The sequence below is a fragment of the Enterobacter sp. LM3 genome (assembly GCF_046622475.1).
GTDB classification, from domain to species: domain Bacteria; phylum Pseudomonadota; class Gammaproteobacteria; order Enterobacterales; family Enterobacteriaceae; genus Enterobacter; species Enterobacter cloacae_P.
In genome coordinates, this window is sequence record NZ_JBJURN010000063.1 from 1 (window position 1) to 558 (window position 558).

Sequence of the window (558 nt, forward strand, 5' to 3'; positions counted from 1 at the left end):
AGTGGTAACCGTAACGGCAACGTTTGAACAGGCATTTGCACCATGAGTCTTCATGCTGATTATCAAAAACTTGAGCCGGGCAATGAAGTCCGGCTTTTTTCTGTCGATGGCACGGCATTCGGCATGTCGGATGTGCTCTGCTTCCACGCACATAATATCGCGCACACACCTGAAGAAATTGAAGCCGCTGGCGGGGATGAGAATAAACTTCCGGCGAAATCCATCTGGTGGCAGGGGCAGGAGTATAAAGCCTGGCCATGTCAGGTTGAAGGTATTGAGGCGACCACGGACGGTACCAGCCCGCAGCCTAAACTGACGGTGGCCAACCTGGACAGCTCAATCACGGCGCTCTGTCTTGCGTATGACGATCTGCTGCAGGCCAAAGTCAGTATTCATGACACGCTGGCGCGGTATCTGGATGCCCGAAATTTTCCCCAGGGTAACCCATCAGCTGATCCCACTCAGGAAAAGCTGAAGGTCTTTTACATCGATGCAAAAAGCAGTGAAAACAACGAGGTTGTGGAATTCACACTTTCCAGCCCGATGGATCTGCAGGGG

1 protein-coding gene is annotated in these 558 nt (G+C 52.3%); it reads left to right on the forward strand.

The window, feature by feature from the left end; translation table 11 throughout:
* Positions 1 to 42 precede the first annotated feature (42 nt).
* Positions 43 to 558, forward strand: a 516-nt coding sequence (locus ACJ9N4_RS20945) for a phage minor tail protein L (protein WP_411500804.1), incomplete at its 3' end; no start/stop codon positions are given.